Genomic DNA, 19,554 nt, shown 5'->3' with positions numbered 1-19,554 from the left:
TTCAATTCCCGAAAATAATGTCCTGCTTGCCTAATCGGGTATCGTTCCAGACCGCTCCGAGTGTATTCGGGAAGATCGTTGCAGCTGTAATATAATCGCCGATTAGCGGAACAGGTGTCGGCGAATTACCATTGGGATTCGTGGACACATCCGACACTCTCCGATTGGTGAAGGACAGGCCGCTATTGATCGATTCTGCAACAAATACATCCAGCAGGAAGCCGTCAATCCGGTTCGTATAATAAATGACCCTTATCGTCCCATTCGAAGGTGAAACCGTGATCGACGGCGAAAAATTCTGCGAGCCAGCTGGCGCTCCCGTGATATTAACCGGCTGAGACCAGAGCAGACCATCAGGTGACCGCGAAAAGAAGATATCGGCATAGCCAAGCCGGAAATCATTCCAGACTGCGTATACAAATCCGCCAAACGGTCCCGCTGAAATATCAGCACCCAAGCTGAGATTGGTCTGGACGCGAAAGGCATAGTTCGGCACAGGCAGGGGACTTGGCACAGGAACTGTATTCGCAATTAAGGTAGCTCCGCGTGAAACCGGAGGACTGAAGGTAACGCCACCATCCTGGGATACCCGGATCAGGGCATACTTCGGTGCCGGCCCAAGTTGAATATATCCGACATACACCTCCCCCGCGAGTCCCACAACCAGCGCCGCACGTTCAAGATCTCCACGCGGATCGGAGATCCGCTGCGGCCGTTCCCAGGTTAATCCCTGATCCAAGGAACGCTGGAAGAAGATCGCTGCATTCTGTGCAAGATCATACAAAGGGGTATAGCCAACGTATGCATTTCCGCGGTACGGGCTGGACGGTGAACGGTCCACAGCCAGAAAGGGTTCATCATTGTGAATATACAGACCAAAACCCTGCTGCACGATAACGGGCGGATTAAAGGTGGCTCCATTATCAAATGAGGTATAGGTTGCAATCGTACCATCATCAAACTCGTTGAAAAAATGGACCGCAACAATAAAGGTGTTGGGAAACGTATAGTCTATGGTCGGCGCTTCTGCACTCATATAGCCGGGAGCCTGCGGGAGAATCGTCGTCGACCAGGTCTGCCCACCGTCGGTTGATCTGTAGAATCCGGTCAGAGCCGTCCCCGTACTGTCATCCACCGAGACCACGCACAGGAAATTCGGGGAAAGCGTATTTACTGCAATTGAAGGCTCGATATGATTGCCCGGCAGTGCGGCAGTAATATTGACATTTGCCAAATTCGTATCACTCCCTGTTCACGTAGGAATTATTGTTAGCCGGTCGATGTATGTAAGTTCAGACTGCAGTATCCTCTCCAGTAAATTACCTGCTGCGTCTAATGCAAACACGTTGATGATGGTATTAACAGCACTGTAGAAATTGATCTGAACTTCGTAATAATCTGCAATATTTACCGAAAAGGTCTGGACAACAAGCTGCTGGGGATCAACCTGGAATAAGGCCTCGCCTACTGGAAACCGGGTTAGCGAATTCCCGCGGAAATGAAAAATCTGTAAGTTAATATTAATTGGCGTTAGAATCGAATCATTCAGGCAAGCGACTCGGATACGGTCAACATGGTTCAATCCGGCGGGCGGATTGTATACCGATCCGGTTGTAAAAGGCATATTTTCAAGCTCCCTTCTCTCTCAACTCCTTTATTTCTTTATATTATGTTGTTTGTTTTTGTCCAATGATGAAAAAAAAACTGCCGGAGGTGAACCTTTTCCGGCAGCAGACTCAAGTTACAGGATGGACACACCCGAGAATAGAAGCGGACCGACAACAACCGGCTGATTCATCGCACCGATTGCAGACACAGTCAGTGCGTATCCGTAATAACCTGCAGCAATTCCACTGTCCGCAAAGGAGAAATGGACGGTTTCAAAATCACCAGCATCCCGTCCGCTGGAGCGCAGGCTAAAGATCTCCACCGCATTGCGGACGACCGTAATGATAATATCGGATGAATTTGCCATGCTGTTCTGCAGGCCAATTGTGCCTTCAAGCAATACCGAACCGTTCGCGCCTACATTTAAACCGAACTGTCCCAGAATGGTGCTGTTGGGGAGACTTTGTACGGGAAGCGTAGCGGACTGGCTGAAGCTGGACGGGATACTTTTACCGAAATCTATAATTTGTCTCATCGCGTCACACCAACGACAGCCCTGAAAAATCTACAGGACCCACCAGATTTGCGGCATTCGTCACTGTGGAGTTTACAATCGAAACGGTCAATGTGTAAGCAAAATAACCGGCTGGCACATTGCTGTCGACGTACGAGAAACTGATCGGATCATACAATCCGGCGTCCAGTGCACTGGCAAGAGTCGTAAAAACCGAGGTGCCGCCACGTGTAATCGTGAATAGCAGATCCGGATTTCCGAGTGTGGTCTGGACACCGACGGTTGCATTAAGCAGCACATTACCGCCCTGTGCTGTTGCCAGTCCGAATTGGGTCAATGTATTGCTGGAAGGAGCCCCAAGGATCGGAATGGAAATCGATTGACTGAAGCTGGATATTGCGCTTTTGCTGAAATCAACAACCTGGGTCATAACTGACGCCTCCTTATGGAAGATTCTATACTGTATAGAATATGAGCATGGTTATGCCAGTGACTGGACCGCATGAAACTCAAAAACCCATGACATCTATACATAGGCACCGTTTCATGAATGGATTACACTTGTATTATGTACACTAGGATACCGGAGGTGTGGCGCAAAGATGAATAAGGACCTGGATAATGGATTGAATTATAGTGCCAGTGCACAGTTCAAATATATGGTCAGCGGGGACTCGATTTCGAAAGGGGTCATCTATGACGAAGCCAGAAGCAAATATGTCATTCTTGAAGACAACTATGTTTCGCTGCTTCAGGGAAAGCTGAAGGGGGCAATGCGCAATACCGCCAGATTCGGCAATACACTGTTGAAGGGCTTCACCAATCTGAAGCGGGATGTACTCAAGGAAAAGCCGGATGTTGTGCTGATCGAATACGGTGGAAATGACTGCGACTTCTACTGGGAGGAAATCGTGAACAATCCGGAGGCAGAGCATAATCCTAAGACCGATTTCTCCGCTTTTGAAGGAATGCTCCTCGATATGATCGACTTCCTGAAAAATCAGGGAGTGATGCCGATTCTTATGAGTCTCCCTCCGCTTAATGCGGACAGTTATTTCAAATGGGTCAGCGGAAACAAACCGGAATCGGAAGTCACTATCCTGAAATTTCTGGGCAGCGTGACCAAAATCTACTGGTGGCAGGAGAGATACAACTCCACAATCATCAAAGTTGCCGAAACTACAAAGACCAAAATCATCGATGTCCGGGGGGCTTTTCTCCAGCAGCCGGACTTTACCAAATTCATCTGCCTGGACGGAATTCATCCGAATAAAGAAGGGCACCGGATCATTTATGACAAAGTTCTTGATTTCATCCGCAACAGCGAACCCCAGCTGCTTCTGGACAGCACAGGACACGCTTCCGCCAGCCATTAAGACCAATAATACAAAGGGGCTGTCCCAAAAGCCATGAAATGGCTGCTTGGGATAGCCCCTGTTTTTTTAAGTAGGATCAACGTGAGCACTTGGGTGGACGCTCCGCGAACGGACCGTTGTTCCAATCGCTGTGCTCTCCAGATTTTTTTCATTCCCCTTAGCGGTGAAAATCCGGAGACCAAGGCGACCGCTGCCGCTTTTCCACAATCGTTCCGTCCTCTCCGCTGTTTAAGCGGGAAATGGATCTACAATCTTTAAAAATCGCACAAAAAAGAAACCATCCTTTGGTAAAATGGAGTTACCACACAACCATTTCAAAGGAGAGGTTTCTTTTGTACATTCAATATACCATGGACCAACTTTGCTTGCCAATGGATCTGGAAGAAGATATTCCCGAAAACCACCTCGTTCGTGTCGTTAACGCAGCCGTCAATCGGCTAGACGACACCATCTTTGACGCTGCCTTTCCCGGTGGCGGCCGTGACAGCTACCACCCTAAAATGCTCACCAAAGTCATTATCTATGCGTATACGCAGCGCATTTATTCCTCCCGGCAAATCGCCAAAGCGGTCCGAGAAAACATTCCCTTCATGTGGCTAGCGGGACGACAACGCCCGGATTTCCGCACGCTCAACCGCTTTCGTTCTCAGCGGATGAAGGACGTCCTAGAAATGGTATTTACCGCCGTGCTTCAGTTTCTGGCGGACGAGAAATACATCTCCTTCGAGCATTATTTTGTAGATGGCACAAAAATAGAGGCAAATGCGAATCGCTATACCTTCGTGTGGGGTAAAGCCGTTAGTAAGCATAAAGCCAAGCTGCAAGAAAAGGTACATGCATTGTTTGCCGACATTGAGGCTGCAGAGAAACAAGAAGAACAGGAACACCGCGGCCAGGATCTGAGCGAACTTGGCGAGTCCGCCGAGATCGACAGTGAGAAACTTGAACAAATGACCCAGTCGTTAGAGTCGCAACTGCTGAAGAAGCCCAAGAACAAGCCATTGAAAAAAGCGGTTCGGAGGCTCCGTAAGGATCTGTTTCCGAGACTGCTGAAATATGAGCAATACCAAAACCTGCTCGGGGACCGAAACAGCTTTAGTAAGACGGACCCGGATGCCACCTTCATGCGGATGAAGGAAGATCACATGCGAAACGGTCAACTCAAACCCGGCTACAATGTACAGATCGGCACCGAAAACCAGTTTATTTTGGCGTACAGTCTACACCAAAGACCGACGGATACGCGTTGTTTACAGCCGCACTTAGAAAAGGTGCGGCAGATCCTAGGGAGACTTCCGAGGGCGGTGATCGCGGATGCCGGCTACGGCAGTGAAGAAAATTATGCCTATTTGGAAAACGAACACGTGAAGGCCGTGGTCAAATACGGCAGCTACCACAAAGAAAAGAGCAAAGCGTGGAAAGAGAATATCGGAAAGATTGAGAACTGGACGTACGACGAAGCCGTGGATACATGGACATGCCCCGCCGGACAAACGCTGCATTTTCGCAAAGAAAGCAAGGAAACGTTAGAGAGTGGATATGAAATCCGAAAACGTCATTACCGTAGCCAGAGCTGCGTGGGCTGTCCACTGAAGGAAAGATGTACGAAAGCCGAAGGAAATCGGGAAGTGGTTGTCAGTCTGGAACGACTGCGGTACCAGAAACAAGCTCGGGCAATTTTACAAAGCGAGGAAGGCTTCACTTTGGCCGTACGTCGAATGACAGAACCAGAAAGTGTATTTGGACAACTAAAGAACAACCGGGGTTTCCGGCGGTTTCTGCTTCGCGGCATGGAAAAAGTGACGCTTGAAGTCGGATGGCTTTCCCTTGCCCACAATCTACTGAAGCAAGCTGCAAACGACCAAAAACGCAGAGCAGCGATCCTCCAATAACAGGAGAATCGCTACATTGTTGACGTTTTTCGGTTTTGAATAATGAAAAGGGTCTGTCTCTACTCGAAAAAATCTACTTATGGGACAGCCTCTTTTTGCTGTGTACCGATTATGGCCAGGAGCTCAAGTCGTATAGCGCTCTCCAAGCACGTTTTTGAAATAATTACGGTTCATACCGCTCTTCCAATCCGGCTTTTTGACGACTCCTGCGGTGATATTTGTTATAATCGGAGGGAGAGTATAAAACGTTGTTGTCGTTCTTATTGCGGCGGTATCAGTTTTTGCGGGTAAGAGAAGAATAATTTATAGACAAAAAGGGGACGTTCGCTTTGTCAAAAATCATTAAAACCCTAACAATAGCCGGAAGTGACTCCAGCGGAGGCGCAGGGATCCAGGCTGACTTAAAAACATTTGAGGAATACGGCACGTATGGATTCAGTGCATTAACCACTATCGTTACGATGGACCCGGATAACGGCTGGCACCATAACGTCTACCCGATTGAGGCGGCAATTGTTGCTGAACAGCTTAAGACTATATTCGCCGGCGGTCCGGTCGATGCAATGAAGACCGGCATGCTGGGCAGTGTGGACATCGTGCTTGTGGCAGAAAAAGCAATAAAAGACAATCACCAGACCAACGTAGTTATTGACCCTGTTATGGTTTGCAAAGGCGAAGATGAGGTATTAAACCCTGAGAGTGCAAATGCGATCCGTGATTTGCTCCTCCCGCTCGCAACGGTAGCTACTCCTAATTTATTTGAAGCCGGTGTTCTCTCCGGACTGGGCAAGCTGACTACACTGGAAGAAATGAAAGAGGCTGCACGTCTGATCCATAAGCTGGGTACCCAAAATGTTGTTGTCAAAGGAGGCAAGGCGCTGGGCGGCGACCAAGCGATTGATGTCTTCTTCGACGGTTCAGAATATATGGTGCTGGAAACCGCGAAGATTGAGCCGGCCTACAACCATGGCGCAGGCTGCACCTTCGCCGCCGCGATCACAGGCGGACTGGCGAACGGATTGTCAGTGCATGAAGCGGTGGCGAAAGCAAAAGACTTCGTTTCGGCAGCGATCCGCAGCGGATATGCCTTCAACCAGTATGTCGGGCCTGTATTCCACGGCGGCTACCGTCTGGAGAAATAGGACAAGCCTGTTTACAAGGCAATAGCTTGCATACCCATAACAAACAACCCGTGCACCCTTATTCAGGGACTCGGGTTGTTTGTTTCTTATCCATTTTAATCACACTTATTTTGCAGCAGCCTCTCCAACAATATGCTCAATTAAGGCGATAGCCTTGTCCTTCACTTCGTCGTCGGCAAGCACACCGATAATCATATCTTCATCTCCGCGGTTAACCGGCAGCGCAGCAACAAACGGTGTGTCCGTAATATCGACGCCGTACAGCTCTTCTTGTCCGCTCTCCGGATTCTTCCCCCACTTCAGTCGCGGATCGTCTTTGGCGATCTTTCCGCTCTCAACAATACTCTTAATATCCTGGAAGCCATCCTGTCCGCCGATCCATTCCAGAGTAGCCTTATCGAGGATCAGAATATCCGGATGATTAGCAGCCAGCTCCACCACGGCTTTCTGCATAAAGTTCATATCGAACGAATCTGCACCTTCGCCGCTTCTTGGAAGATAAGAAATACTCGCATCTACCCGCTTCCACTCCGGATACTGCTTAATAATTGCTTCATTCAGATCATCGTTTTTTCCGCTTGGATCCTTGAGCCCGAAATTGCCGATAAACATGATCGACGCATCGAGCGGCGGCAACGAGGCCAAATACTTTTTATGCTGCCAGTTGTTATACAAGGCATTACCCGCAACTGCAAGCACGATCAGTACGATCACAGAGACGATCACATGGGTTTTATACAGGCGGAAGAACCGTTCCCACTTACTCGCCACACCTGAGAGCTTGCCGTATTTCGCCAGACGCTGCCGTTCCGCTTCACTAATTTCCTGCTCGTCCAGACTGTCCAGAATGAACTTAAAGGCCTGAAAATCCTCCTCCGGCGCAGATCTTTCGTCATCTTTGGATTTGGAGCGCCGCCGTTTCAGCAGGAGGTCAAACCGTTTATTTATCTCTTCTCTGGATACGTTTTCAGATAAACCTAACCGTTCATATGCCTGCTTCAGCTTCTCATTCACATTAATTTCTCCTTTGGTATGTATGATGCCAACTTCTTACGAACTACTACTATTCTAACAGACATCCACTCCAGTTCTCCAGTCGGACACCAGCCTGTGAAACTATCGTTAGCGTAGAGGCAGCTGCACTACCGTTCCATCACCAGAAATTCCATCTGACTCTCTCCATTTATTTTGATGAAACTGCCCAGAGTCCTAAATCCCGCATGGCTATATAAAGCAATGGCTCTTTGGTTGAATGCAGCTACGGTCAGCCTGAACTTCTCCGGAGCAAAAGCACTTTCTGCGAACTGAATACCCGCCTGCAGGAATCCCCTGCCCAGCCCTGTGCCCGTGTATTCCGGCTTTAGCCCGAGGCCAATGTCAAGTACGTTGTCACCTGTGTATAAGCCCTGTTTCAGTCCGCCAGGAACTTGTGCGTTTCTTCCATAACAGAAAAATCCGGTCAGCCCATATTCAGGTGTGATTGCTGCGTAATAGGAACCGTCCAGCAGTTCTTCCAGGCTCTCCTGGTCATCCGATGAATTGTATAGGGAGTACGGCGGCTCATATTTCCATTTTCCAATCTCAAGTGCATCCTGTTTCTCCATCAGCCTAAGCTTATAGGTTACATTATGATCGTTTGCCATTCGTTCTTCATCCTCCTGTGTAACTCTTCCGAAAAGAGTGCTGTGCTTAATTTATAGCACTTGGCGCAAATTCGTCAACAGCACGTCACAAAGTAACCTTCGAAACTGTGGTTTCGTCCGGATAACTGGAATATAAAGCATTGGTTGACATATACATGCCACTAGATATGGAGATTTAACTGCTTCATATAAGGCGAGAGGGAGGAAACAAATCATGATCTTATTTGCCAGTGTTAATCAGGAAGAATGCATCGCCTGCGGTGCCTGTAACTCAGCTGCTCCGGATATTTTTGATTTGGATGATAGTGGAATCGCTACCGTGGTTTTTGCAGGTGACAACAACCGCGGTGTTACAGCCATTGCAGAAGAGCTGCAGGAAGAGCTGCAGGAGGCTTTTGACAGCTGCCCTACCCAATGCATCCAGCTTGCTGAATCACCGTTTGCATAAAGAATTCATCTGCAAAAATAGCAGAGCAGCTTTCTCTCTAAATGAGAGACTAGCTGCTCTGCTGCTTTTTTGGACCTAATCATCTGCATTTTTTCTCTTCTTACCTTGCACTCACTCAGAGAAAGCCATTATGATAGGAAAAACCAATGGAAGCCGGAAGAAATCCGGATGGCAGAGGAGGCCCTGTGCAAATAACCGAAAAGAAAGTAACCTGGCTGGAGCTGTTCTATGATCTTCTGTTTGTCGCTGCCGTATCTAAAGCAAGCCATGTGCTGCTTCATGTAGAGGACGAGACTCTCTCTCTTGAGACACTGGGCAAATTCGTACTGATCTTCATCCCGATCTGGTGGGCCTGGGTGGGGCAGACACTGTTTATAAACCGTTTTGGGCAGGATAGTGTCTTCCACCGGATCTTTTTGATCATCCAATTATTTTTCGTGCTGATTATGACGGCAAGTCTGTCCGTGGATTTCGATGCCACCTATCATTCATTTCTGATCGGCTACATCGGACTCCGTGCGATGACCGCGGTTCAGTATCATTACGCGCACGCTAAGGAAGAAGGCCATTTGCGGGCTACTGCCCGCTATTTCGGGACCCGTTTTTGGATTGGGCTGGCCATCTCCGCCTGCTCTCTCTTCTTTGATTCATGGGTGCGTTATGCCGTGCTATACGCCGGAATCGCCCTCGACATTATCCTGCCATTAACCGGGAGAAAAATCCTGCTGAAGACCCCAACGAACACGCATCATCTGTTGGAGCGTTTCTCTCTGTTCGCGCTAATTTTGCTCGGTGAATCTGTGGTCAGTACCCTCGCCGTACTGCAATCCAGCACCTGGACCCCGCAGTCCGTGGTCTTTGCTGCGTTGACCTTTGTACTCATCATAGCAATGTGGTGGCAGTATTATGACAATCTGGAAAAGAAGGTGGATAAGCATGTCCGTACCGCCGGGCAGACCATCATCTACGGACATCTGTTCATCTTTCTGTCGCTATGTACCATCGCCGCAACCATTCAGCTCCTGTTCCTGAACAAACTTCATTATGAGCTGATGTTGAATCTGTTCTTCGGCTCGGTAGCACTCTATTTTGCATCTACTACCCTCGTTTTCCATGTCTACAGGCACAAGCAGCACCGGCTGGGAATCTTTCAACTGTCACTCCTGGCAGCGCTTCTGGCCGGATTATACATCCTGGATAGGGTGTTTCATGTTTCCAATGTGCTGATGATGGGGGAAATGGCGCTGTTCTTTGCGGTATATGCCAAGATTACGACATGACCCGGACAAGTAATAACTAATAGACGCAAGCAGCCGCTGGCAAGGGGATTCCCCGCCAGCGGCTTTTTAAATTTGAAGAGGGATGCTATGATTTTAGCAGAAGGAGGAGCAGCTAAGAATGGACATTAACAAATATGAGCATCTGGTTCCAAACGTCTTTCTGTTCGTGGACCGCAGATGCTTCCCGGACTGGGAAATTGGCCGGAGTACCATCGATTTCCATGATCTTACCTTCATCGTTGAAGGGAAATCCAACTACTACATAAACGGAGAGAAATTCACCGTGGAAGCAGGCGATATGCTCTATGCCCCTTCCGGCAGCATTCGGCAAGCGCATACCTTCAAGGAGGCGCCTATGCATTCCTTTGCCTTTAACTTTGTCTGGGAAGGTGCGGACAACCATGTGCAGCTTCCATTCGGGACGGTCACCAAGAACTGGAGGACCAAAGAGCTCCTGGAGGATATCCGGGAATTCTCGCATGTCTGGATGGACAAACAGCCCTTCTACAAAATGAAGGCCCGGGCCATCTTTCAGCTGATTATATACCGACTGCTCTGTATCGCCCACCATCAGCAGGCCCCGCTGGTAGATCCCCGAATCCAAAAGGCAATAGCCTATATCATGGATCATTATGCAAAGGATATCACCATACATGAACTTGCCGGTTTGGTTGGCCTGAATCCCGAGTACCTGGGCAAGCTGTTCAAGCAGAACACCGGCTCCACCTGCAAAGAATTCCTCAACCGGGTACGGGTGAACAACGCCGAGATGATTCTGACGGCAGGCGGCTTCAATGTATCCGAAGTAGCGGAGCACTGCGGCTATCATGACGCCGCGTATTTCAGCAATGTCTTTAAAAGTATCAAGGGTTATCCGCCGTCATCCGTATTGAGATAACGTAAGGCCCGGGACACTCATGGACATTCATGTTCAACCGTGAAGTTGTACTCTATTGCTCGGGCTGTCCTGTATAAAAGCTCTCCTCCGGACCCAGGTACGAATAAGGGAGCGGGACAGCAGACAGCACCAGCTTTTGTAAGACCAGACCGGCATCTAAGCCGTAGAACCGGAGAGTATGAATACCCTTGGTCAAGGTATAGCGGGTAGTCATGGTATGAATATTGTCCATCACGGCCTGGCACCAGGCTGCATTATCATGATTGCCACCCTCATAGTCCGCCGGCAGCGCGTCAGCAATAACCGGTGTCCCGTTATCAAAGCCTGCCGCATATTTCAGTCCGCTGGTCAGTGACAGATGATTCGTCGGGGCAAGATACGAAGTCAGGCTATACTCCCCGTTCCGCGTCACCAGTACCGAGTATTCTAGGTATGGCGCATGTTCCGGTTGTTGAAAGGACACGCCGTCCGGATACATTTTCACTGAAGATAAGGTACGCCCGTAGTTTTCAATGGTCTTCCATTCGACCCCGGACTTCGCTACACGGCGAAGCGTATGCTCCGCTTCAATAGAAATTACGTTGTGTGTTTCAATGAAGGTCAGCGGCGGCACTTCCCGAACGTCCATCCAGACAGCTGCAGCAGTCACTTTGACCGTTCCCCCTGCACCGGTAATGGTAATCTCACCGCTTGCTGACTCCCCAATTTTCTCACAATCTACAGAGACAGCAATTGTCTCCCCTTCCTCAACCCAGCCGCTGGGCTTATCCAGCCTGATCCACTCCGTGCTGCTGACCGCCTCATAGTCAAATCCCGTATCTCCGCCATTGCTGATCGTAATTCCGCAGCTCTCTCTGCACAGATTCGTAAATTCCGGCAGACTCGCTGTACCGGACCTATAGCCTTGCTCTGTTCCCTCAACACTGACAATCATCTGTGAGCCTTTGACAGGTGCAATGGTCTTGGCTTCGGGATAGCTCCAGCCTTCCGCGTCCCAGTTGACATAACCCACATGTGCGGAGCTCATCATCCCCCGCCATTTCCCTCCGGAAATCCCGTTATTATAGACGAGCTCCAGCTGCTTATCCCGCTCTACCGCTTCGTTAACTCGTTTGGCATAGGTATTGGCCAGGACACTGCCCCGCTCAGCGAACAGCTGGCTAAGTCCGGCGTAAATCTGCATTTTAACCACATTGGCTGAAGCTGCCGCCGGGAAATAAACAAGCTGATAATACGTATCTTTGTGGCTGTCCGGAATGAGCTTCTCGTATTTTTGGGCTGCTTCCTCAAGCCTGACCGCCTGCTGCAGGACTCTCCGGGCCTCATGATAATGGACAAGGCTGAAGGTGAAGGACCTAATAATTTCCGGTTTGCGCCGTCCATTCATTCTTGTGTAATCCGAGAGTACCTGCGCGATCCCGGAGATTGTCTCCGGGTCTGTGATATGTCCGAACTGCTGCCGGGTCCAACGCAAGGTATATTCGGCTGTCCGGTTGATTGCACCTGTGCCCCAAGCCTCAAAGTCATAGGCCAAGTCCAAAAAGTAAGAGATCGGCAGCTCCATCGGCTTCAAATCCCCGACATTGACGATCCACACGTCACGGATGCCGTAATCAAAGGCCATACACATTTGCTCCCAGGTCTTCTCAAGCGGGCTCGTATTCAGCCATTCATAGGAATGCGGACCTCCGTGATAGTCAAAATGGTAATACATCCCCCACCCGGCGCTGCGCTGCTGCTCTTCACCCGCCGGGATTTTGCGGAGATTGCCGAAGTTATCATCAGCCAGTAGAATCGTCACATCGTTCAGCACATCCCATTCCTTGAGGCCCTCTACCTCGTCAGAACCGTACCAGTATTTCTCCACTTCCTTATAGACAGCGAGAATTTGCGGCGCATGTTCGAGATTATATTTCTTCAAAAGCGCTTTCTGCGTGCGGATGATATCCTTCAGCAGCTCTATATTTTCCCGGTCAGAGCCCTCCAGTGCAGAATCGCTCTCACCCCGCATCCCTAGTGTGATCAGGTTGGAGTAATCTTTATTTCTCTTGATTCCGTCCTCCCAAAAAGCAGTAATAGCCTGCCTGTTCCGGGCAAAATCCCACAGATTACTTGTCCCGTACTGCTCATACACCTTCTGCCATTCACTGCCTGCCCTGAACAGCGGTTCATGATGAGATGTGCCCATAACGATGCCGTATTCTTCCGCATGCCTGGCGTTCGCCAGCGGGTGGCTCTTGCCGTTCAAACTGAATTCGGCGCTCCACATAGCCGGCCACAGGTAGTTCCCCTTCAATCTGAGGATCAGCTCGAATACCTTGTCGTAGAAATCTTCGTTGAAGTCGCCAAAAGCCCCGGTAACCCAAGAGCCCAGAGACGGCCAATCATCATTCAGGAAAATACCTCTGTATTTCACAGAAGGCTCTTTGGAAGCCCTGTTCAGGAGATGATCGGGAATTTCCAGCAGTGGTTTCTTCTCCGGGAGCACGTCCGCAAAGTACACCCACGGGCTGACACCGATCAGTTCGGAGAGAGTATAAATGCCGTAAATTGTGCCCCGTTTATCGCTTCCCGCAATAACCAGCGCCTGATCCACCCCATCAGCCGGCTGTTCGACCAGCCGAATGATGTAACACTCCCTTTTATTCCGGATGGATGTTACGTCCAGCTTACCCGCCTCAATCAATGTATCGATAAGGTCATTACCGCCGACTGCTCCTGCAATAACCGCAGTGCTGCCAAGCTGCTCTTTCCGGGTGATGATTTCAGGTGTGGCCCCGGTCACCAAATTTATATCTTCTGCAAAAGACCCGGCCACTCTTCTCAAACCGTCATACTCCTTTGCCGTAGGGTCCAGGTATATCTTTGCGGCTTCCCCTTGCTTCACAAGTATCATTAGAAATTTCCCTCCGTAGCTTTTTTCAAAGACTAGACTCAGGCACATTATATAAGTAAAGCGGTTTCAGCGACCATGTGGAAACTAGATACTTTTTGTAATAAGCAGAGGGAAATTGTGATCTTGGGGCTGAAATGAACGATTAAGGATTCCAGTCCCGGAATGTTTCTGGTACAGTGTAGACATTGTGAGGCGCGGTCAGCAGATCAATATTTAAGGATTCACTTCGGACGATTGGAAAGCGCCTTCAAAAATATCAATGAACGAGGATGATTTGAACGATGGAAGACAATTACAGTACTATAACAGGTGATACAGCCGCTGGTCCCAAAGCCCCTAAGGACCCCACCCCGCGGAGAAACGGGTTCTACGTGCTGTTCGAGACAGACGTGGAAGCTACGGCGCGGGCCGAAGGCAAACCCTCTCAAGAGATTTATCTGGAAGGCAGCTATCTGACGGACAAAGCCAGGTATATTGGCGGCGTAACGGATGAGCATATGCTTGAGCTGCTGAGAAGCTGGAGCGGTTTCCGTAAGCTGGTGCACAGTATCGGTGTGGCTGTAAAAGTGAAGAACAAGCAGTCGGAGGTCTCTTTTCTGCTGCAGAATTGGGGGAAGACCAATAAGTATGTAACCGGTAGCAGTCTGCGGATTCCCTGCCCCGGCGATGGAACGGAGGTCATTCTAACACTGGAGGACTTCGTATGGTCCGTAGATGATGAGGCTCCCGGCAAGTTTGCTTTTGAATTCAACCATCCGGGCGAGCTGGCTACGGCGAGCATCATCTTTTATCTGAATGACGGTTATTCTGTACCAGAGCTGACGGCTGAAACACCGGTTCCTTTCGGCTCGGACGAATACCATGGGATGATCGCGAAGTCCCTGATGCATTCAGGGAATAATCGAAGATTGAAGTCTGCTATAAACAAAGCGTTACGGGGCGAGGAAGTCACGATTGCCTATATCGGAGGTTCGATTACGCAGGGCGCGGGAGCCAAGCCGATACATACGGAGTGTTATGCCTATCAATCCTATTTGGGCTTTAAGGAGCAGTTCGGTAAAGATGGTGGAGAGAATATCCATTTTGTAAAAGCCGGAGTAGGCGGCACACCGTCCGAGCTCGGCGTTATCCGTTATGAACGGGATATTCTCCGGGAGGGCTCCGTGGTACCGGACATCGTAATCGTGGAATTTGCCGTGAACGACGAAGGCGATGAAACGAAGGGGAATTGTTACGAAAGCCTATGCCTGAAAATCCTGTCCGCAGACAACCAGCCGGCTGTCATTCTGCTGTTCAGCGTGTTTGTGAATGACTGGAACCTGCAGGAACGGCTCTCCCCTGTCGGACTGCGTTATAATCTTCCGATGGTCAGTGTAAAGGACGCCGTATCCGAGCAATTCAAGCTGACCAAGGCGGAGGGGAACATCATCTCGAAACGGCAATTTTTCTATGATATCTATCATCCTACCAATGACGGCCACCGGGTTATGGCCGATTGCCTGACTTATCTGTTCTCCGAAACCCGTAAGGCTGAAATGGATAGCACTGATATTAGTCTGGATCAGCCGCCGGTGATCGGGAATGATTACACGGGCATCCGACTGCTGGACCGGATCACCCCGATGGACGTTGCGAAGATAGAACTAGGCGGTTTCACGGAGCTGGATACCGAGCTGCAGATGGTAGAAATGGATGCCAACCCTTACGTTACAGCGGAATTTCCGCATAACTGGATGCATCCAGCCTCGTCAGGTACTGCGGGCTTCAACCTGACGATCACCAGCAGAATCCTGGTCCTGATCTTCAAGGATTCCGGCAGCCCTGAATTCGGTAAGGCAAATATTTATGTGGACGGCAATCTGGTGATTACCGCGGACCCGCACGAGAACAACTGGACACACTGCAATCCGGTCATCCTTTATCAGAATGAGAACAGCCGGGAGCATACGATCGAAATCTCGATGGCCCCCGGGGATGAGGACAAATGCTTTACAATACTGGGCTTTGGGTATTGTTGAGGGAATGTAGAAGAAGTTATTGTCCATAATATAAGATTCTTTATGTAAAATAAATATTCCCTGCTTCGGATTGCTAGTGACACATCGATTTGTTCAAACCAATATCCATTATTGCTTACTAATAAAAGGGTGTCCTCTCAGCCGGTTTATGGCTGGAGGGCACCCTCTGCTCTCAGTAGTTACTATTGTGCATTCTAGGGTGTTATTACCTTTGATTTCCCCGTTTCGCCCGCTGGCGGCGGAATCAGAGGTACTTTTACCTTTGATCTCACCCTTCGGCCTAGAATCAGCCCAATCAAAGGGATTTTTACCTTTGTTTTCACCATCTGCTCCGCCGAATCAGACGCATATCTGCTTTTGATTCCCTCTTCTGCTCTATTCCCTGCAGATAGAATCCATATGGCTGTTCAGCACGCGGATGATCCGCTGCTTGTCTATCCGCCCAGGCTCCAGCATGGCATGCAGGGCCAGTCCATCGACCAAGGCATACAGCCGCTCCGCTTCATTGTCCTTATCCAGCCCCTGTCTCAATAAGCCCTGCTCGTCCAGATGGTCCACGAGCTTGCATATACCTGGGTAGACCCCGTCGTTCAGCCCGCTATGCCCCCCCTCCGCATTCCTGAGATGAAAGATAAACGCGAACCATACCTCCATTTCAGCCATGGTGCTCTCGTCCAAAGGCAGCATCTCCATCAGTGCCCTGGTGACCAGCTCTTTAGGCGGCAGGCCGAGACTGATAACGGCTTCGATCCTGGCGTTGGCCCGTTCCTTCACAAGATTCATGGCAAAGGCAAGCAGCTCCTGCTGCGTAGTGAAATAATGGCGTAAAGCTCCCAGAGACACGCCTGCTTCCTGCGCAATGTTACGTACAGTGGCCCCCTTCATCCCCTGATTCATAATGACGCGCCAGGTCGCCTCTGCAATATGCGATTTCCGCTCTGAATGATCAACAATTTTTGGCATAGCCGTATTGTATCATAGGTAAAATGATCTGCGCAATTTTATAATACAGTTGTATTATATAAATCCGGCTGCTATAATTTCACTTATCTAACACACATTATTTAATTACAGGGGTGGATTATGAATCTGGTAGCGTGGGCAATTGTCACCTGTGAAATTCTGTTCTGGGTGGTCATTATCGCCGGATTAACGGCTCGTTACATCTTCAAACGCAACAAGCTGGGGCTCTTTTTCCTTGCTATGACTCCGGTGCTGGACCTCATTCTGCTGGTGATTGCAGGGATGGATCTGGCAAAGGGAGCGTCCGCCACCACAGCGCATGCGCTCGCAGCCATCTATATTTCAGTATCCATTGTCTTCGGCAAAAGTATGATCAGCTGGGCCGACGAACGCTTCCGGTATTATGTCACTAAGCAGGGACCGTTGCCGCCAAAGCGCTATGGGATGGAACATGCCGTTTATTATTTCAAAAGCTGGCTGAAGCATGTGCTCGCTTATCTGCTTGGAGCCGGAATATTGTATGGACTCATCACCTGGATTAATGACCCTGCCCGAACGGAGGCGCTGCAAAACATCATCACGATATGGTCAGTAATAGTCGCCATTGATCTGCTTATCTCAGGTTCTTATTTTCTCTGGCCGCGAAAAGCAAAGAACCCGGTCACCCGGGACTTATAGTACAAGTGATTTGCAGTAAAAACGCTTAAATAGCGTTACTATTAGTCATGAATGTATCTCACCAAAGTGTTCTATGAGGAGCAACCAACGATGAAATTATCTGTTTTTTACGATCATATCCGGGAGGCTGCCGATCAGACTAACCGGAGTCTGGAAGAAATCTGTACCCTGGTAAAAAGCTACGGGATCAATGCTGTGGAAATGGATGCCGCCAGCTATGAGTCACAGGAAGAAATGATCAAAAAGCTGCTGGACCAAGCAGGTCTGCAGGTAAGCTGTATGTACGGGTTCTTCGATTTCGGCCATGAAGATAGTGTAGAAGTGAAAGACCGGCAGATCCGTTCTTTCCTCTCTATGGCTCATAGATCCGGCGCTTCACGGGTGCTGGTGATTCCGGGATTTTTGAACGAACAAGAAATGGATTCCGCTTCTAATGAATATCAGGAATGTGTGCAGGCCATGAAAGCCGCTGTAACTACCATGTGTGCTTATGCGAAACCGCTGGGAATCACGGTCGGTATGGAGGATTTTGATGCCTTAGAGGCCCCTTTTGCTACTACCGCACAGCTGCTGTCCTTTGTCCAGGAAATCACGGATCTCTCCTGTACCTTTGACACCGGGAATTTTTTGTACAGCGGGGAAGATGCCATGGAGGCATATACTGCATGTAAGCCGTATATCGGATATGTCCATTGCAAAGACCGCACGTTTGAGGTGCATGCCGGAGAAACGCCTAAACTGACCACAGACGGCCGGGCCATGTATGCAATTCCTGTTGGCAGCGGCTGTATCCCGATGAAGGACATCGTAACGGATTTGCTGAAAAGCGGCTATGATGACACTTTCGCCATCGAACACTTTGGTGCGGTGGATCAGCTGGCGTATATGAAGCAATCTGCCGAATGGATGCTCAGGCTCCGAACAGAAGTTTTGGAAAAAAAGCTCTAATAAACCTTCCCCGGAGGATGATTGGCTTGATTCTATTAGCAAGCCAATCCTTCCACCCGCATAATTACATGGCGTATTGCGTTCCCGCAAAACACCATCTTCTTCTAATCCATAATTCCGCGACACCTATTCTTCCCCGGGTATTTCCTGACCTTTGTCCACTAGGGGCTTCAGGTCATCCTGAACACTGCCTTCCCATAACGGAATGCCTGAGCGGTAGGCGGACCGGCCGTTCAAATGTCCTGCCACCGGTGAAGTGATGAAGACAAACACGATAGCGAGCAGCAGCTTGAAGCTGACTGTTCCATCTACCACCCAGAAGTACAGAAATCCCCCGCCCAGCACACAAAGCACCCCAAGCGTTGCACTTTTGGTTGCAGCATGCGAACGCAGATAAACATCGGGCAGCCGGACTAAGCCGAAGGCACTCAGAGCGCAGAAAATGGCTCCTATCAACACCAGAATCGAACTAATCAGCTCACCTGTCATGGGTGTCACCTCCTTCTTGGACCACTACGCCCCGTTCAATATATCTGGCCAGCGCTGTCGTTCCAATAAATGTTAGAATACCGATCACCAGAATGATCTCCAGAAAATCCTGTGTGTTCAGCTGCATGGAAACAACTGCTATGATGGCCAGCACATGAATGCCGATCGTATCGAGCGCGGCAACCCGGTCTGAGCGGGTCGGCCCTTTCAGGAGCCGGAACAGGCAGGCCAGCATTGCCAGAGCCAGAATCACCAATGATGCAGTTAACAGTGCTGAGATCATCAGCGGGTCACCTCCATAATCGCATGCTCGAAAGTACCTTTAATCTGCTCTGCGAGCTCCTCTGCATCTGCAATATCAATAGCATGAATATACAGGGTCTTGCCATCACCCGAAACATCAAGCGTCAGCGTTCCCGGCGTCAGACAGATCAGGCAGGACAATAAGGTGACTTCCCAAGCTGAAGTTAATTCAGTTTCATAAGCAAATATACCCGGACGTATAGCCAGTTTTGGACGAAGAATATGACCAATGACTACAAAGTTTGAGATGAACAGCTCACGGGCAAAGATCAGCAGGAGCTTCAGCATGGCCCATAATCGTCTAAGATAAAATGGCCGGGTCCAGGATTTCCGCAGGATCAGTAAAATAGCTATACCTAGCACATAGCCTACGATGAAGCTTGCGCCCGAGCTATTGGTATTCAACAGCATCCACAGAAAGGCAATCAACAGGTTAAACAGGATTTGTAAGGCCATCT

20 protein-coding genes are annotated in these 19,554 nt (G+C 49.4%); 9 read left to right on the top strand and 11 right to left on the bottom strand.

Going from position 1 to position 19,554, the window contains the following annotated elements; translation table 11 throughout:
• Position 1: 1 nt before the first annotated feature.
• The 4 genes from JRJ22_RS10170 to JRJ22_RS10155 all read right to left on the bottom strand — a co-directional run bounded on the left by JRJ22_RS10170 (position 2) and on the right by JRJ22_RS10155 (position 2,552).
• Positions 2-1,234, bottom strand: coding sequence for a sialidase family protein (locus tag JRJ22_RS10170; RefSeq protein WP_206104340.1), 1,233 nt, complete (start codon positions 1,232-1,234; stop codon positions 2-4).
• 18 nt (positions 1,235-1,252) lie between these two features.
• Positions 1,253-1,624 (bottom strand): hypothetical protein, encoded by a 372-nt coding sequence (locus JRJ22_RS10165; RefSeq protein ID WP_206104339.1) that lies wholly within the window; start codon positions 1,622-1,624, stop codon positions 1,253-1,255.
• A 117-nt stretch (positions 1,625-1,741) separates the two neighbouring features.
• Complete coding sequence (locus JRJ22_RS10160; protein ID WP_206104338.1) at positions 1,742-2,143, bottom strand: hypothetical protein; 402 nt, start codon at positions 2,141-2,143, stop codon at positions 1,742-1,744.
• A 4-nt stretch (positions 2,144-2,147) separates the two neighbouring features.
• Positions 2,148-2,552, bottom strand: coding sequence for a hypothetical protein (locus tag JRJ22_RS10155; RefSeq protein ID WP_206104337.1), 405 nt, complete (start codon positions 2,550-2,552; stop codon positions 2,148-2,150).
• Between the two features lie 172 nt (positions 2,553-2,724).
• Between JRJ22_RS10155 and JRJ22_RS10150 the strand changes: the two genes are divergently transcribed.
• The 3 genes from JRJ22_RS10150 to thiD all read left to right on the top strand — a co-directional run bounded on the left by JRJ22_RS10150 (position 2,725) and on the right by thiD (position 6,532).
• Positions 2,725-3,498 (top strand): SGNH/GDSL hydrolase family protein, encoded by a 774-nt coding sequence (locus JRJ22_RS10150; protein WP_206104336.1) that lies wholly within the window; start codon positions 2,725-2,727, stop codon positions 3,496-3,498.
• A 332-nt stretch (positions 3,499-3,830) separates the two neighbouring features.
• A complete protein-coding gene (locus JRJ22_RS10145) occupies positions 3,831-5,390 on the top strand; it encodes an IS1182 family transposase (RefSeq protein ID WP_206104335.1) in 1,560 nt (519 codons plus the stop codon).
• Between the two features lie 329 nt (positions 5,391-5,719).
• Complete coding sequence (thiD, locus tag JRJ22_RS10140) at positions 5,720-6,532, top strand: bifunctional hydroxymethylpyrimidine kinase/phosphomethylpyrimidine kinase (protein ID WP_206104334.1); 813 nt, start codon at positions 5,720-5,722, stop codon at positions 6,530-6,532.
• Positions 6,533-6,637: 105 nt separating this feature from the next.
• On the opposite strand, the gene JRJ22_RS10135 is transcribed toward thiD, so the two are convergent.
• Positions 6,638-7,546, bottom strand: coding sequence for a hypothetical protein (locus tag JRJ22_RS10135; protein WP_206104333.1), 909 nt, complete (start codon positions 7,544-7,546; stop codon positions 6,638-6,640).
• Positions 7,547-7,674: 128 nt separating this feature from the next.
• Positions 7,675-8,175, bottom strand: a complete 501-nt coding sequence (locus JRJ22_RS10130; RefSeq protein ID WP_206104332.1) for a GNAT family N-acetyltransferase — start codon at positions 8,173-8,175, stop codon at positions 7,675-7,677.
• 214 nt (positions 8,176-8,389) lie between these two features.
• Between JRJ22_RS10130 and JRJ22_RS10125 the strand changes: the two genes are divergently transcribed.
• The 3 genes from JRJ22_RS10125 to JRJ22_RS10115 all read left to right on the top strand — a co-directional run bounded on the left by JRJ22_RS10125 (position 8,390) and on the right by JRJ22_RS10115 (position 10,801).
• A complete protein-coding gene (locus JRJ22_RS10125; RefSeq protein ID WP_206104331.1) occupies positions 8,390-8,623 on the top strand; it encodes a ferredoxin in 234 nt (77 codons plus the stop codon).
• 191 nt (positions 8,624-8,814) lie between these two features.
• On the top strand, positions 8,815-9,903 hold the full coding sequence (locus JRJ22_RS10120; RefSeq protein WP_206105077.1) for a low temperature requirement protein A: 1,089 nt from the start codon (positions 8,815-8,817) through the stop codon (positions 9,901-9,903).
• Positions 9,904-10,021: 118 nt separating this feature from the next.
• Positions 10,022-10,801 carry a helix-turn-helix transcriptional regulator gene (locus tag JRJ22_RS10115; RefSeq protein ID WP_206104330.1) on the top strand — a complete coding sequence of 260 codons (780 nt, stop codon included), beginning with the start codon at positions 10,022-10,024 and terminating at the stop codon, positions 10,799-10,801.
• A 52-nt stretch (positions 10,802-10,853) separates the two neighbouring features.
• On the opposite strand, the gene JRJ22_RS10110 is transcribed toward JRJ22_RS10115, so the two are convergent.
• Positions 10,854-13,697 carry a glycosyl hydrolase 115 family protein gene (locus tag JRJ22_RS10110; protein ID WP_232381096.1) on the bottom strand — a complete coding sequence of 948 codons (2,844 nt, stop codon included), beginning with the start codon at positions 13,695-13,697 and terminating at the stop codon, positions 10,854-10,856.
• A 281-nt stretch (positions 13,698-13,978) separates the two neighbouring features.
• Here JRJ22_RS10110 and JRJ22_RS10105 point away from each other — a divergent pair, with 281 nt between their 5' ends.
• Entirely contained in the window at positions 13,979-15,715 is a 1,737-nt protein-coding gene (locus tag JRJ22_RS10105; protein WP_206104328.1) for an SGNH/GDSL hydrolase family protein, read from the top strand.
• A gap of 375 nt (positions 15,716-16,090) precedes the next feature.
• On the opposite strand, the gene JRJ22_RS10100 is transcribed toward JRJ22_RS10105, so the two are convergent.
• Positions 16,091-16,678, bottom strand: coding sequence for a TetR/AcrR family transcriptional regulator (locus JRJ22_RS10100; protein WP_206104327.1), 588 nt, complete (start codon positions 16,676-16,678; stop codon positions 16,091-16,093).
• A gap of 120 nt (positions 16,679-16,798) precedes the next feature.
• On the opposite strand from JRJ22_RS10100, the gene JRJ22_RS10095 reads away from it, so the two are divergent.
• Both JRJ22_RS10095 and JRJ22_RS10090 read left to right on the top strand, forming a co-directional pair.
• On the top strand, positions 16,799-17,356 hold the full coding sequence (locus JRJ22_RS10095) for a hypothetical protein (protein ID WP_206104326.1): 558 nt from the start codon (positions 16,799-16,801) through the stop codon (positions 17,354-17,356).
• A gap of 90 nt (positions 17,357-17,446) precedes the next feature.
• Positions 17,447-18,304: a sugar phosphate isomerase/epimerase family protein gene (locus JRJ22_RS10090; RefSeq protein ID WP_206104325.1), complete on the top strand. Its 858-nt coding sequence runs from the start codon at positions 17,447-17,449 to the stop codon at positions 18,302-18,304.
• A 126-nt stretch (positions 18,305-18,430) separates the two neighbouring features.
• Here the strand turns inward: JRJ22_RS10090 and mnhG are convergent, their stop codons facing one another.
• From mnhG to JRJ22_RS10075, 3 genes are read right to left on the bottom strand one after another with little or no spacing between them, the layout of a single operon-like run.
• Positions 18,431-18,793, bottom strand: coding sequence for a monovalent cation/H(+) antiporter subunit G (gene mnhG / locus JRJ22_RS10085; protein WP_206104324.1), 363 nt, complete (start codon positions 18,791-18,793; stop codon positions 18,431-18,433).
• Positions 18,783-19,076, bottom strand: coding sequence for a Na(+)/H(+) antiporter subunit F1 (locus tag JRJ22_RS10080; protein ID WP_206104323.1), 294 nt, complete (start codon positions 19,074-19,076; stop codon positions 18,783-18,785). The genes mnhG and JRJ22_RS10080 overlap by 11 nt, the downstream gene beginning before the upstream one ends.
• Entirely contained in the window at positions 19,076-19,552 is a 477-nt protein-coding gene (locus JRJ22_RS10075; RefSeq protein ID WP_206104322.1) for a Na+/H+ antiporter subunit E, read from the bottom strand. The genes JRJ22_RS10080 and JRJ22_RS10075 overlap by 1 nt, the downstream gene beginning before the upstream one ends.
• Positions 19,553-19,554 lie beyond the last annotated feature (2 nt).

Source organism: Paenibacillus tianjinensis (assembly GCF_017086365.1).
GTDB lineage: Bacteria > Bacillota > Bacilli > Paenibacillales > Paenibacillaceae > Paenibacillus_AQ > Paenibacillus_AQ tianjinensis.
The sequence above is the reverse complement of the archived record's forward strand: the minus strand, read 5'-3'. Positions and strand labels throughout refer to the sequence as shown.